Source organism: Pseudomonas sp. Mb7, assembly GCF_054790525.1.
The window spans coordinates 4,807,264-4,821,031 of the sequence record NZ_CP186501.1; the positions used below are offsets into that span (position 1 = coordinate 4,807,264).

Annotated in this window: 13 protein-coding genes; 10 read left to right on the forward strand and 3 right to left on the reverse strand. The window is 59.8% G+C overall.

Translation table 11 applies throughout. From position 1 onward, the window contains the following. Positions 1 to 123 precede the first annotated feature (123 nt). From ACOYXH_RS21670 to ACOYXH_RS21685, 4 genes are all read left to right on the forward strand, one after another. Positions 124 to 921, forward strand: coding sequence for a hydroxymethylpyrimidine/phosphomethylpyrimidine kinase (locus tag ACOYXH_RS21670; protein ID WP_007909650.1), 798 nt, complete (start codon positions 124 to 126; stop codon positions 919 to 921). Positions 922 to 939: 18 nt separating this feature from the next. Further along, positions 940 to 1,563 carry a thiamine phosphate synthase gene (thiE, locus tag ACOYXH_RS21675; RefSeq protein WP_095125490.1) on the forward strand — a complete coding sequence of 208 codons (624 nt, stop codon included), beginning with the start codon at positions 940 to 942 and terminating at the stop codon, positions 1,561 to 1,563. A 15-nt stretch (positions 1,564 to 1,578) separates the two neighbouring features. Then, a complete protein-coding gene (hemL, locus tag ACOYXH_RS21680; RefSeq protein ID WP_093434628.1) occupies positions 1,579 to 2,862 on the forward strand; it encodes a glutamate-1-semialdehyde 2,1-aminomutase in 1,284 nt (427 codons plus the stop codon). Positions 2,863 to 3,087: 225 nt separating this feature from the next. Then, complete coding sequence (locus ACOYXH_RS21685) at positions 3,088 to 3,642, forward strand: tetratricopeptide repeat protein (RefSeq protein ID WP_003228518.1); 555 nt, start codon at positions 3,088 to 3,090, stop codon at positions 3,640 to 3,642. Positions 3,643 to 3,688: 46 nt separating this feature from the next. On the opposite strand, the gene ACOYXH_RS21690 is transcribed toward ACOYXH_RS21685, so the two are convergent. Continuing rightward, positions 3,689 to 4,018 carry a DUF1820 family protein gene (locus ACOYXH_RS21690; RefSeq protein WP_003185742.1) on the reverse strand — a complete coding sequence of 110 codons (330 nt, stop codon included), beginning with the start codon at positions 4,016 to 4,018 and terminating at the stop codon, positions 3,689 to 3,691. Positions 4,019 to 4,151: 133 nt separating this feature from the next. Here ACOYXH_RS21690 and miaB point away from each other — a divergent pair, with 133 nt between their 5' ends. From miaB to lnt, 5 genes are all read left to right on the forward strand, one after another. Then, positions 4,152 to 5,480, forward strand: coding sequence for a tRNA (N6-isopentenyl adenosine(37)-C2)-methylthiotransferase MiaB (miaB, locus tag ACOYXH_RS21695; RefSeq protein ID WP_095048763.1), 1,329 nt, complete (start codon positions 4,152 to 4,154; stop codon positions 5,478 to 5,480). A gap of 177 nt (positions 5,481 to 5,657) precedes the next feature. Further along, positions 5,658 to 6,656, forward strand: a complete 999-nt coding sequence (locus tag ACOYXH_RS21700) for a PhoH family protein (protein WP_095048764.1) — start codon at positions 5,658 to 5,660, stop codon at positions 6,654 to 6,656. Next, positions 6,649 to 7,143 carry an rRNA maturation RNase YbeY gene (gene ybeY / locus ACOYXH_RS21705; protein ID WP_064390733.1) on the forward strand — a complete coding sequence of 165 codons (495 nt, stop codon included), beginning with the start codon at positions 6,649 to 6,651 and terminating at the stop codon, positions 7,141 to 7,143. Before ACOYXH_RS21700 ends, ybeY begins: the two co-directional genes overlap by 8 nt. A gap of 5 nt (positions 7,144 to 7,148) precedes the next feature. Further along, entirely contained in the window at positions 7,149 to 7,988 is an 840-nt protein-coding gene (locus tag ACOYXH_RS21710; RefSeq protein WP_007909641.1) for an HlyC/CorC family transporter, read from the forward strand. Positions 7,989 to 8,002: 14 nt separating this feature from the next. Then, a complete protein-coding gene (gene lnt / locus ACOYXH_RS21715) occupies positions 8,003 to 9,526 on the forward strand; it encodes an apolipoprotein N-acyltransferase (RefSeq protein ID WP_095048765.1) in 1,524 nt (507 codons plus the stop codon). A 122-nt stretch (positions 9,527 to 9,648) separates the two neighbouring features. Here the strand turns inward: lnt and ACOYXH_RS21720 are convergent, their stop codons facing one another. Continuing rightward, complete coding sequence (locus tag ACOYXH_RS21720) at positions 9,649 to 10,416, reverse strand: YdcF family protein (RefSeq protein ID WP_258708862.1); 768 nt, start codon at positions 10,414 to 10,416, stop codon at positions 9,649 to 9,651. Between the two features lie 104 nt (positions 10,417 to 10,520). Continuing rightward, the gene (locus tag ACOYXH_RS21725) at positions 10,521 to 10,844 is read right to left on the reverse strand and encodes a hypothetical protein (RefSeq protein WP_095048767.1); all 324 of its coding nucleotides are present in this window, start codon (positions 10,842 to 10,844) and stop codon (positions 10,521 to 10,523) included. A 255-nt stretch (positions 10,845 to 11,099) separates the two neighbouring features. Here ACOYXH_RS21725 and leuS point away from each other — a divergent pair, with 255 nt between their 5' ends. Beyond that, positions 11,100 to 13,706, forward strand: a complete 2,607-nt coding sequence (gene leuS, locus ACOYXH_RS21730; RefSeq protein WP_095048768.1) for a leucine--tRNA ligase — start codon at positions 11,100 to 11,102, stop codon at positions 13,704 to 13,706. Positions 13,707 to 13,768: the final 62 nt, after the last annotated feature.

Consider the following 13,768-nt stretch of genomic DNA (forward strand, 5'->3'; position numbering starts at 1 on the left):
AGCGGGCTAGAGCTGTTGAGTTGGTCAACTTGTGACAGCATGGTCGCAATCTCTTGCCGGGTTATCGACCCGCCACAACAGCACTGAACCCGAAAATCAGCTTTGGTGGTAAGCTCGCGCACCATGAATATCTACAGCTCCCGCCCCGTTGTCCTCTGTCTCTCCGGCCACGACCCAAGTGGTGGCGCCGGCTTGCAGGCAGATATCGAAGCCCTGCTCGCGCAGGGTTGCCATGCGGCTCCGGCCGTCACCGCCCTGACCGTGCAAGACACCGTCAACGTCACTGACTTCCGCGTCCTCGACCGTGAGTGGGTGTTGGCTCAAGCCAATGCCGTACTCAACGACTCCGAAGTCGCGGCAGTCAAACTGGGCATGCTCGGTTCGCTGGAAATGGTCGACACCGTTGTCGAACTGCTTTCCGCGCACCCGCACTTGCCGGTGGTCTGCGACCCGGTGCTGCGCGCCGGCGGCGGCGGACGCCTGGGCAAGGACGAGGTGGGTTACGCGATGCGTGAGCGTCTGCTGCCGCTGTCGATCATTGCCACCCCTAACCTTCCTGAAGCGCGAATCCTCGCCGAACTGCCCGAAGGCACTGCGGACGAGTGCGCTGAAAAACTCCTGCCGTTCGTCAAAAACCTGCTGATCACCGGCGGCCATGGCGACGAAACTGAAATCCACAACCGCGTTTACAGCCGCGACGGCCTGCGTGAAACCTTTATCTGCCAGCGTCTGCCGGGCAGCTATCACGGTTCCGGTTGCACACTGGCCAGCGCCCTCGCCGGTCGTCTGGCCCAGGGCGAACACCTGGCCAGCGCTGTGCGCAGTGCTTTGGATTACACCTGGCGCACCCTGCGCGATGCCGAACAACTGGGCAAAGGCCAGTTCGTCCCGCGTCGCCTGCCGCTGGATTTCTGCTCGTAACGTCGTGAGGTCTGCCTGATGAAACTACGTGGCCTGTATGCCATTACCGACAGCCAGTTGCTGGCCGGCAAGTTTCTGTCTTACGTGGAGGCGGCGCTGGAAGGCGGCGTCACCCTGCTGCAATACCGCGACAAGAGCAACGATGAGGCCCGCCGTCTGCGCGAGGCCGAAGCGCTGCGCGATCTGTGCGAGCGCTACAAGACGCAGTTGATCATCAATGATGATGCTGAACTGGCGGCGCGCCTCAACGTTGGCGTGCACCTCGGCCAGACCGACGGCCCGCTGTCGCCGACCCGCGCCCTGCTCGGCTCGAAAGCGATCATCGGTTCGACCTGCCACGCGCAAATCGCGCTGGCCGAACAAGCGGCCAAAGAAGGTGCGAGTTATGTCGCCTTCGGTCGCTTCTTCAACTCCAACACCAAGCCCGGCGCGCCGACCTGCAGCCTCGATCTGCTCGACGAAGCCAAGCGCACGCTGCACCTGCCAATCTGCGCGATTGGCGGCATCACCCTCGACAACGCCGCGCCGCTGGTGGCCCATGGGGTCGACCTGCTCGCCGTAGTCCACGGTCTGTTTGGTGCCGAGAGCACCGCCGAAGTGACCCGCCGCGCCCGCGCGTTCAATGAATTACTGAAAGTCTGATTTGAGAGCCCGATCATGTCTCGTTCCGAAACGCTGTTTGCCAATGCCCAGAAACACATCCCCGGTGGCGTGAACTCGCCCGTTCGTGCGTTCAAGAGCGTTGGCGGCACGCCGCTGTTCTTCAAGCACGCTGAAGGTGCTTACGTTACCGACGAAGACGACAAGCGTTATGTCGATTACGTTGGTTCGTGGGGTCCGATGATCCTCGGCCACAGCCACCCGGACGTGCTGGACGCAGTGCGCAATCAGCTGCAACACGGCTTGTCGTACGGTGCGCCGACCGCGATGGAAACCGAGATGGCCGATCTGGTCTGCTCGCTGGTGCCATCGATGGACATGGTGCGCATGGTCAGCTCCGGCACCGAAGCGACCATGAGCGCGATCCGTCTGGCCCGTGGTTACACCGGCCGTGACAGCATCATCAAGTTCGAGGGCTGCTATCACGGCCACTCCGACAGCCTGCTGGTCAAGGCCGGTTCCGGCGCACTGACCCAGGGCGTACCGAGCTCGGCCGGTGTGCCGGCGGCGTTCGCCAAACACACCCTGACCCTGCCGTTCAACGACATCGACGCGGTTGAGAAGATGCTCACTGAAGTCGGCCAGGAAGTGGCCTGCATCATCGTTGAGCCAGTGGCCGGCAACATGAACTGCGTACCACCAGCGCCGGGCTTCCTAGAAGGCCTGCGCACGCTGTGCGACAAGCATGGCGTGGTGCTGATTTTCGACGAAGTGATGACCGGTTTCCGCGTTGCCCTCGGCGGTGCTCAGGCGTATTACGGCGTCAATCCAGACCTGACCACCTTCGGCAAGATCATCGGTGGCGGCATGCCGGTCGGCTGCTTCGGCGGCAAGCGTGAAATCATGCAGCGTATTGCGCCGCTGGGCCCGGTGTATCAGGCCGGCACGCTGTCGGGTAACCCACTAGCGATGGCCGCCGGTTTGACCACGCTGCGTTTGATCAGCCGTCCGGGTTTCCACGCCGAGCTGACCGACTACACCACGCGCCTGCTCGATGGCCTGCAACAACGCGCCGATGCTGCTGGCATTCCGTTCGTGACCACGCAGGCTGGCGGCATGTTCGGTCTGTACTTCAGCGGCGCCGACGACATCGTAACCTTTGAAGATGTGATGGCCAGCGACGCTGCCCTGTTCGGTCGCTTCTTCCACCTGATGCTGGAAGGTGGCGTGTACCTGGCGCCGAGCGCCTTCGAAGCCGGGTTTACCTCGATCGCCCACGGCGAAGCCGAGTTGAAACTGACACTGGACGCTGCCGAGCGCGCCTTCGCCGCACTGAAATAACCGCACTACCGCTGACGTTGGCTATCACCAGCGTCAGCATTCACCTACATCGACGCTGTTTTTCCGATGCCCCTGCTAAAAATCTCCCCTAAAGTGGTCGATATATTCCCCGCGCAGCAGAAAAACGAGTAAAGACTTTGTAAGGTTGGCCCTGCTTATTTCATAATGCGCGCTTATTGGATCCCTCGATGGGTCCGCGTGCCCTTCAGAGGTAAGTCGATTCCCATGAACCGCACCGGCCGCACCCTTGCCTTGGGCTGCCTGTTGCTCCTTCAGCCCCTGCTCGCGCATGCACAAGCAGGCGGCAACTCGTTGTTGATCCCGGCGATGGGTCGTTGCACCCTCAATACTCAGCCGCAAGACGTCACGCAGGCACTGGCTGCTTGCCAGAAAGCCGCGGACGAAGGGGATGCGCAAGCGCAATACGAGTTGGGTGAGTTCTACTACGACGGCAAGAATGCCCCACGCGACCTCAATCAAGCCTTGAGCTATTTCGAAAAAGCCTCGTTGCAAGGCCACGCTCAGGCGCAATTCAAACTTGGCACCATGTTCTTCCACGGTGAAGGCGTGCAGGCCAACAATATTCAGGCGTACATCGTGCTGAAGATGGCCGCGGTCAACGGCGCTGAAGACGCGCTGGACACGGCCGACGAAGTCTCCGAAAAAATGTCCCGCGAAGACCTTGAAACCGCGACCCAGGTGCTCGGGCAAATTTTCCGTAAATACCTGATGGAACTGCAGAGCGCCGATGGGCGTACGCCGTTTTCGCCTCTTCCCTGATTTCTCTATAGATTTTTCTGGCCTCTTCGCGAGCAGGTCTTGAAGCTTACTTCTCAGGCATCGGCATCGGAAACGGCATCACATTGCCGACCGCGCCGCGGGCTTCGCTGATTTTCGGGGTGCCCAGACGTTCCACTTCATCGATGCGCACAATCGAATGCATCGGCACAAAGCTGCGCACCACGCCTTCGAACTGCGCCTTGAGCTTTTCTTCGCTCGGATCGACGACCACTTGCGTGCGCTCGCCAAAGACGAACTCTTCCACTTCCAGAAAGCCCCACAGATCACTTTGATAGATCTGCTTGGCGTACATTTCGAACACCTGGCCCTGGTTGAGGAAAATCACCTTATAGATTGGAGCTTCGCGTTTGGTCATGGCGGGGGGATAACATCGGGGATAAAAATGAGGGCGCAAACTATAGCATAGCCACCGGACGCGCAGCGGTAGGAACCTGAAGGCTTGTTCCCTATAATGCGCGGTTCTTTGAATCACGTGATGACCCTAATCCATGGCCAAGAAGCTTTACATCGAAACCCACGGTTGCCAGATGAACGAGTACGACAGCTCGCGCATGGTCGATCTGCTGGGTGAACATCAGGCCCTGGAAGTCACCGCGCGTGCTGAAGACGCCGACGTGATTCTGCTCAACACCTGCTCGATCCGCGAGCGCGCCCAGGATCGCGTGTATTCGCAGCTCGGCCGCTGGCGCGAACTGAAACTGGCCAACCCAGAGATGGTGATCGCCGTTGGCGGTTGTGTGGCCAGCCAGGAAGGCGCGGCGATTCGTGATCGCGCGCCGTACGTCGACGTGGTCTTCGGCCCGCAGACCCTGCACCGCCTGCCGGAAATGATCGACGCCGCGCGTATCACCAAGCTGCCGCAAGTCGACGTTTCGTTCCCGGAAATCGAAAAATTCGACCATTTGCCCGAGCCGCGTATTGATGGCCCGAGCGCTTATGTGTCGGTGATGGAAGGTTGCAGCAAGTACTGCACGTTCTGCGTGGTGCCTTACACCCGTGGCGAAGAAGTCAGCCGGCCATTCGATGACGTGGTCGCCGAAGTCATTCACCTCGCCGAAAACGGCGTGCGTGAAGTGACGCTGCTGGGGCAGAACGTCAATGGCTATCGCGGTACGACCCATGACGGACGTCTGGCTGATCTCGCCGAATTGATCCGTGTTGTCGCCGCCATCGACGGCATCGACCGCATTCGCTACACCACTTCGCACCCGTTGGAATTCTCCGACAGCCTGATCCAGGCCCACGCCGACGTCCCGGAACTGGTCAAGCATCTGCACTTGCCGGTGCAATCGGGTTCCGACCGGATTCTCGCGGCGATGAAGCGCAACCACACGGCGCTGGAGTACAAATCCAAGCTGCGCAAACTGCGTGCGGCGGTACCGGGCATCTGCATCAGTTCGGACTTCATCGTCGGCTTCCCCGGCGAGACCGAGAAAGACTTCGAACAGACGATGAAGCTGATTGCCGATGTCGGTTTCGACTTCTCCTACTCGTTCGTTTACAGCCAGCGCCCGGGTACCCCGGCGGCCGATCTGGCCGACGAGACCCCGGAAGAGTTGAAAAAGGAACGCCTGAACGCCCTGCAACATCGCCTGAATCAGCAAGGCTTTGAGATCAGCCGACAAATGGTCGGCTCGATCCAGCGCATTCTGGTCACCGACTATTCGAAGAAAGACCCGGGCGAGCTGCAAGGGCGCACCGAGAATAATCGAATCGTCAACTTCCGCTGCGACAATCCGACCCTGATCGGCCAGTTCGCCGATGTGCACATCGACGCGGCGCAACCGCACTCGCTGCGTGGCTCGCTGATCCAATAAATGCAAAAGATCGCAGCCTTCGGCAGCTCCTACATGGATTACATTCCCCTGTAGGAGCTGCCGGAGGCTGCGATCTTGGCGGTCTCGACGCCAAGAATATTTAAGAGCTTTCGCACCCAGGCCTCTGGCGTTATCCTTGATTTCATCTTAATTGCCCCAGGGCGGCTAAATACGACCTTGAACGCACCCATAGAACCACATCGTTTTATCCTCGAGCCTTTTGAGGCTCGCCGCTTCGCCAATCTGTGCGGGCAATTCGACGAGCATTTGCGCTTGATCGAACAGCGCCTGACCATCGAGATCCGCAACCGCGGAAACCAGTTCGAGTTGATCGGCGACCCCAAGCACACCACGTCTGCGGAAAACCTGCTGCGCCGCCTGTACCGGGAAACCAAAGGTACTGAGCTGTCGCCGGACCTCGTGCACCTGTTCCTCCAGGAATCGGCCGTGGTCGAGCTGGACAATCACGCCCCCGCCGAAGCCTCTGTCGCCCTGCGCACCAAGAAAGGCATGATTCGCCCACGCGGTTTGAATCAACTGCGCTATGTGAAGGAAATCCTCGGTAACGACATCAACTTCGGCATCGGTCCGGCCGGTACCGGCAAGACCTATCTGGCCGTGGCCTGCGCTGTCGATGCTCTGGAACGCGAGCAGATCCGCCGCATCCTGCTGGTGCGTCCGGCGGTTGAAGCGGGTGAAAAACTCGGCTTCCTGCCCGGCGACCTGTCGCAGAAGATCGACCCGTACCTGCGCCCGCTCTACGACGCACTCTACGAGATGCTCGGCTTTGAATACGTGGCCAAGCTGATCGAACGCCAGGTGATTGAAGTTGCGCCGCTGGCCTACATGCGCGGTCGCACGCTGAACAACAGCTTCATCATTCTCGACGAAAGCCAGAACACCACCGTCGAACAGATGAAGATGTTCCTGACCCGGATCGGCTTCGGCTCCACCGCAGTCATCACCGGTGACATCACCCAGGTCGACCTGCCGCGTGGCACCAAGTCCGGCCTGCATCATGTGATCGAAGTGCTCAAAGACGTGCCGGGCATCAGCTTCACACACTTCCAGCCGAAAGACGTCGTGCGCCATCCTTTGGTCCAGCGGATCGTCGAAGCCTACGAGCGCTTCGAAAACCGTGACGAAGCACCCAAGGACACCTCGCGAAATGCTTGAGCTAGACCTGCAAATCGCGACTGAAGCGAACGCGCCGAGTGAAGCCGACTTCCGCCTGTGGTGCGAACTTGCCCTGCGCCAGCGCACCGCCGACTCGGAAATGACCATTCGTCTGGTTGATGAGGAAGAAGGCCGCGAGCTCAATCACACCTGGCGCCACAAGGATTACGCGACCAACGTCCTGTCGTTCCCGGCCGAAGTACCCGACGAGTTTCTCGACATTCCATTGCTAGGCGATCTGGTGATCTGCGTGGCGGTGGTCGAGCGTGAAGCCGCCGAACAAGGCAAGGAACTAAAGGCCCACTGGGCACATCTGGTCATTCACGGCTGCTTGCATCTGCTGGGTTACGACCATATAGATGACGAAGAAGCCGAAGAAATGGAAGCACTGGAACGCGAGTTGCTTGCCGAACTGGGCTACCCCGATCCGTACGCGGACGACGAACCCGAAACATCCCCTATCGTTACAACAAAGGATTCAGAGTAATCGCTATGAGCGAAGATCGATCGAGCAACGGGCAGAAGTCATGGCTGGGTAAACTGACCCAGGCTTTTGCCCACGAGCCGAAGAACCGTCAGGAGCTTCTCGAGCTGCTGCGTGATGCACATCAGAACAAACTGCTGGACAGCGAAGCGCTGGCCATCGTCGAAGGCGCCATTCAGGTGGCTGACCTGCAAGTACGCGACATCATGGTGCCGCGTTCGCAGATGATCAGCATCAAGGCGACCCAGACACCCCGTGAATTCCTCCCGGCCGTGGTCGACTCGGCCCACTCGCGCTATCCGGTGATCGGCGAAAGCCATGACGACGTGATGGGCGTACTGCTGGCCAAGGATCTGCTGCCGCTGATCCTCAAGGAAAACGGCGACAGCTTCAACATCAAGGATCTGCTGCGCCCGGCCACCTTCGTGCCGGAGTCCAAGCGCCTGAACGTGTTGTTGCGTGAATTCCGCGCCAACCACAACCACATGGCCATCGTCATCGACGAATACGGCGGCGTGGCCGGTCTGGTAACGATTGAAGACGTGCTGGAACAGATCGTTGGCGACATCGAAGACGAGCACGACGTCGAAGAAGACAGCTACATCAAGCCACTGCCCAGCGGTGACTTCCTGATCAAGGCGCTGACGCCGATCGAGAACTTCAACGAGTTTTTCGACAGCGAGTTCTCCGACGATGAATTCGACACCGTCGGCGGTCTGGTGATGAGCGCGTTCGGGCACTTGCCAAAACGCAACGAAATCACTGAAATCGGCGCCTATCGTTTCCGCATCCTGAACGCCGACAGCCGTCGGATTCATTTGCTGCGACTGACGCCAATTGCTCGTTAATTCTAAGGACTGAAATGCGCTGGACAACCCGCCCCGGCTGGCCCGGTAACCTGCTGGCCGTGGCGGCCGGTGCAATCACCACCTTCGCTCTAGCACCTTTCAACATCTGGCCGCTGGCTTTGCTGGCGGTCGGCTTGTTCTATGCCGGTTTGCGCGAGCTGAGTCCGCGTCAGGCACTGGGCCGTGGCTGGTGCTTCGGTTTCGGCCTGTTTGGTGCCGGCACCAGCTGGATCTATTACAGCATCCACCATTTCGGCGGCGCTTCGGTGCTGTTGGCCGGGTTCCTGATGCTGCTGTTTACGGCGGCGATTGCCTGGTTCTTCGCCTTGCCGGCCTGGTTATGGGCGCGCTGGTTGCGCCGTAACGAAGCACCTGTGGCTGATGCCTTGGCGTTCGCTGCCTTGTGGGTCGGCCAGGAAGCGTTTCGTGGCTGGTTCCTCACCGGCTTCCCATGGCTGTACTCGGGTTACAGCCAGCTCGATGGCCCATTGGCCGGACTCGCTCCAGTGGGTGGCATGTGGCTGGTGTCGTTCGTTCTGGCACTGACCGCAGCACTGATCTACAACGCCCCACGCCTGCTGCAAACCGGCCGCAAAGGTTTTGTTGCCGCAGGTTTGGTGCTGCTGGTTGGCCCTTGGGTGGCCGGCACTGCGCTCAAGGGCCATGCCTGGACCAGCCCCTCCGGCGCGCCGCTGAGTGTTGCCGCGATTCAGGGTAACGTCGCGCAAAGCATGAAATGGGATCCGGCTGAGCTCAACGCGCAGTTGGCTTTGTATCGCGATTTGAGCTTCCGCTCGAAACCGGTGGACCTGCTGATCTGGCCGGAAACCGCCGTGCCGGTATTGAAGGAGTCCGCCGAGGGCTACCTGACCATGATGGGCACCTTCGCCGCCGAGCGTAAATCGGCGCTGATCACTGGTGTACCGATCCGCGAAACCGTTCGTCACGAAAAACGCTTCTTCAATGGCATCACCGTGGTCGGCGAAGGCGACGGTACTTATCTGAAACAGAAACTGGTGCCCTTCGGCGAATACGTGCCACTGCAGGATGTATTGCGCGGGCTGATCGCCTTCTTCGACCTGCCAATGTCCGACTTTGCCCGTGGCCCGGCCGATCAGGCGTTGTTGCAGGCCAAGGGTTATCAGATCGCACCGTTTATCTGCTACGAAGTGGTGTATCCGGAATTTGCCGCCAGCCTGTCGGCGCGCAGTGATTTGCTGCTGACGATCAGCAATGACACCTGGTTCGGTACCTCGATCGGTCCGCTGCAACATTTGCAGATGGCGCAGATGCGCGCGCTTGAGGCTGGGCGCTGGATGATTCGTGCAACCAACAACGGTGTGACCGGACTGATCAACCCGTTCGGACAGATCACCGAGCAGATTCCGCAGTTCGAACAAGGGATTTTGTACGGTGAAGTGGTACCGATGCACAACCTGACGCCGTACCTGCAATGGCGCTCGTGGCCATTGATCATTGTCTGCTTGCTGTTGTTTGGCTGGGCACTGATGGCGAGCCGGATGTCGAAAACCCTTTAAAGCCTCCTACAATGATCGCTCCCACGCTCCACGTGGGAATGCCGCCGGGGACGCTCCGCGTTCCGCTTCGGATGTGGCGCAGAGCGCCACCGGATGCATTCCCACGCAGAGCGTGGGAACGATCAGTCAGCCCGGTAAGACAGCGAATACCCCACCTGCCCCACCGCTTCATTCAACAACTGCCCGCTCTGCCAGATCGACTTGAACTCCGGCAGCCAGCCACCAAACGGTCTCGCGTTATCAGTTCCGAGAAATCCGACCGGGGCCGGCACCACTTCAAAACCCGCCTGTTGAAAACTCCATACCGATCGCGGCATGTGCCAGGCCTGCGTCACCACGACCACGCGCTTGATCCCCTGCGGCAACAAGATATCGGCCGTGAACTTCGCATTTTCCCACGTAGTGCGGCTCTCGCCTTCCTGCCAGCGCACGGTCACGCCAAAATCGTCGCGCAACGAATCCGCCATCAACTTCGCCTCGGTCGGCGGCGTACCGTAATGCAGGCCACCAGTGGTCAAAATCGGCAAACCGGATGCCTTCGCCAGTCGAGCCGCATACCGCTGACGCTCAAGGCCCACACCGGTCGGCTGATCCTCACCCCAGGCCAGATCGCCGCGCTCACGACCTGAGCCCAACACCACAATCGCGTCGGCCCGCTGCGCCAGCGTCGCCCACTCTTCACGGGCCAACGGTGGCTCGCGTTCCAGAGCTTTCGCGCCCCACTGCACGACCACCGGCAGGCTCATCAGCCACATTCCGCCAAAGCCAATGGCAAAACACAATCCAGCCAGGCGCGGCCGTGAGCGGCGCAGCCACCAAGCGGCCAGCAACAGCAGCAAAAGAATGCCGGGTGGTAACAAAAGTTGTTTGATGAAATAACGAAAAGGCATCGAGCATCTCCACAGATGCCCGAAGCCTAAGAGTGTTAATAAAGCGTTACAACCAATAGGTGGGATCCCGTTGAAAAAGATCCGGTTCTTGACCTGCCATGCGCTTACTTGGCCTGTACAGAGCGAACCTTGACGGTGTCTCTGCCGGGCGCCTTGTCCTTGAGCCAGATGACCTTGGCCGAATGTGCTGCATCGAGCTGCTTCACTGCCTGTGACAAGCATCCATGCGTTTCACGTTCACTGCGATCCAGATAGGCCTTGACCAGTTTGAACTCGGCGGGACTCAAGCCACGCAATTCCAGTTCCAGGGGGCGCTCGTCGCGCAGCCGGTCAGCGGTTTTTAATGCGTCCAGGGCCATACCAAGACGATCGATCAATCTTTCGTACAACTCGGGTTTCGTCACGTTTTTTTGCCGTTGCTCCACCATCCCTCACCTCATTGAAGATAAGACTCACTCCCCAGTTAGAGCTTAGCTTCGCTGCACAAACCGGCTGCACGCCGCGACCAACGGCCCTCGCCACGGATTTGCCGGGACAAACAGCTGTAATCAGGGTTTCCCTAGGCCGAGCGCGGTCATGTATGCTACGGCGCTTCCTGTAATTCCACTTCCAGCTCGTCCGGGCCAACCCCGGCACCTGCGTTGAAGAGGATTAGGCCACCCCTATCCAGTACAAAAGTAGCCATGCACGAACAATATCAGCCCCGTGAAATCGAAGCCGCCGCCCAGTCGTTCTGGGACGAGCAAAAGTCCTTTGAAGTCAGTGAACAGCCAGGCAAGGAAACCTACTACTGCCTGTCGATGTTCCCTTACCCCAGCGGCAAGCTACACATGGGGCACGTGCGCAACTACACCATCGGCGACGTGATCTCCCGCTACCAGCGCATGCTCGGCAAGAACGTTCTGCAACCTATGGGTTGGGACGCGTTCGGCATGCCGGCAGAAAACGCCGCGATGAAGAACAACGTCGCGCCGGCCAAGTGGACCTACGAAAACATCGCCTACATGAAGACCCAGCTGCGCAGCTTGGGTCTGGCGGTCGACTGGTCGCGCGAAGTCACCACCTGCAAACCGGATTACTACCGCTGGGAACAATGGCTGTTCACTCGCCTGTTCGAAAAAGGCGTGATCTACCGTAAAAACGGCACCGTGAACTGGGACCCGATCGACCAGACCGTTCTCGCTAACGAACAGGTGATCGACGGTCGCGGCTGGCGTTCCGGCGCGCTGATCGAAAAGCGCGAAATCCCGATGTACTACTTCAAGATCACCGCTTATGCGGATGAGCTGCTGGAGAGCCTCGACGAGCTGACTGGCTGGCCTGAACAGGTCAAGACCATGCAGCGCAACTGGATCGGCAAATCCCGCGGCATGGAAGTGCAGTTCCCGTACAACGTCGACTCGATTGGCGTAGCCGGCACCCTGAAAGTCTTCACTACCCGTCCGGACACCCTGATGGGCGCGACCTATGTCGCCGTGGCTGCCGAGCATCCGCTGGCGACCCAGGCAGCGCAGAACAACCCTGAGCTGCAAGCGTTCATCGCTGAATGCAAGGGCGGCAGCGTTGCTGAAGCCGACGTCGCCACACAAGAGAAAAAAGGCCTGCCGACCGGCCTGTTCGTCGAGCACCCGCTGACCGGTGAGAAACTGCCTGTTTGGGTCGCCAACTACGTGCTGATGCACTACGGCGACGGCGCTGTAATGGCCGTACCGGCGCACGACGAGCGCGATTTCGAATTCGCTCACAAGTACAACCTGCCAGTGAAATCGGTGGTGCGTACCAGTTCCGGCGACAGCAACCCGGCCCCGTGGCAAGACGCCTACGGCGAGCACGGCACACTGATCAACTCCGGCGAATTCGACGGTCTCGACTTCGCGGGTGCGTTCGACGCCATCGAAGTGGCCCTGATCAAGAAAGAACTGGGCGCCTCGCGCACTCAGTTCCGCCTGCGCGACTGGGGCATCAGCCGTCAGCGCTACTGGGGCTGCCCGATCCCGATCATCCACTGCGATGCATGCGGTGACGTGCCGGTACCGGAAGATCAACTGCCTGTGGTCCTGCCGGAAGACGTGGTGCCGGACGGTGCTGGTTCGCCGCTGGCGCGCATGCCGGAATTCTACGAGTGCAGCTGCCCGAAATGCGGTCAGCCTGCCAAGCGTGAAACCGACACCATGGACACGTTCGTCGAGTCGTCGTGGTACTACGCCCGTTACGCCTCGCCGCACTTTGAAGGCGGTCTGGTGGAAAAATCCGCAGCCGACCACTGGTTGCCAGTCGATCAGTACATCGGTGGTATCGAACACGCCATTCTTCACCTGCTCTACGCGCGCTTCTTCCACAAGCTGATGCGTGACGAAGGCCTGGTCAGCTCCAACGAGCCGTTCAAGAACCTGCTGACCCAAGGCATGGTGATCGCCGAAACCTACTACCGTCGCGAAGCCAATGGTGCTTACACCTGGTTCAACCCGGCGGACGTAGAACTCGAGCGCGACAGCAAAGCCAAGGTCATCAGTGCCAAGCTGAAATCCGACGGTCTGCCGGTAGAAATCGGCGGCACCGAGAAGATGGCCAAGTCGAAGAACAACGGCGTTGACCCACAGTCGATGATCGATCAGTTCGGCGCCGACACCTGCCGCCTGTTCATGATGTTCGCTTCGCCACCTGACATGAGCGCTGAGTGGTCCGACTCCGGCGTCGAAGGTTCGCACCGCTTCCTCAAGCGCGTCTGGCGTCTGGCGCAAGCCCACGTCACTCAGGGCTTGCCGGGCAAGCTGGACATCGCCAGCCTGAACGACGAGCAGAAGGCCGTGCGCCGCGCCATTCACGTGGCCATCAAGCAGGCCAGCCACGACGTCGGCCAGAACCACAAATTCAACACCGCCATCGCCCAGGTAATGACGCTGATGAACGTGCTGGAAAAAGCCGCGCAAAGCACCGAGCAGGATCGCGCGCTGATTCACGAAGGTCTGGAAGCCGTGACGCTGTTGCTGGCACCAATCACGCCGCACATCAGCCACGAACTGTGGAACCAGCTGGGTCACGCCGATGCAGTCATCGACGCCGGGTGGCCTGCAGTGGATGAAAGCGCTTTGGTGCAGGACAGCCTGACCCTGGTCATCCAGGTCAACGGCAAACTGCGCGGCCAGATCGAAATGCCGGCCAGCGCGACCCGCGAAGAAGTTGAAGCAGCAGCCCGCGCCAACGAAAACGTACTGCGTTTCGTCGACGGCCTGACTATTCGTAAAGTGATCGTTGTGCCGGGGAAACTGGTCAACATCGTCGCCAGCTAATTGGATCGGGCGCCAGGCTCGCCTGGCGCCAAGTAAAACCTTTCGGGCCGTACAATCGGCCC